The 445-nt window shown below is 42.5% G+C and carries 1 protein-coding gene; it reads left to right on the plus strand.

Annotated features, from left to right (window positions below):
* The coding region (locus tag A3756_RS27360; protein ID WP_197481188.1) for a hypothetical protein at positions 1-445 on the plus strand (445 nt) is incomplete at both ends.

Here is a 445-nt window from a genome sequence, read left to right on the forward strand (position 1 = left end):
CTAAAGAAGCTTTGATCGGTAGCGACATATTAGTTGTTCAGCGACTAACTACTGACAGTGCCGAGCTCTCTGCAGACATGGTAACGAGTGATGAAGATGTTGTGCTCGTCGATAATGAAATGGAGTTTGAGCAGTTTGATATCGCGGTAATTGCTAACTGCAACAATGCTGATATGTTTCGAATTTCAGAAGACCCGGAAGCGACAGCCACTATTACCCTATCACATGGTCTTATCACAAATTCAGATGACATCTTTATAGGTCCTTATACACGTAATGCTCGAGTAAGGGGTTTTGAATCAACCATATACTTCGTGGCAAACACAGGCAGAACAACTGAAACCGGCGTACCTATAAATGCCCTATTCCGAGCGAAAGACAAAATGGTAAACAAGGCAAACCCTGAGTTTGATGTTGAAGAGCTAATAGAAGGTATCGACAGCAT

The sequence above is a fragment of the Oleiphilus sp. HI0086 genome (genome assembly GCF_001635225.1).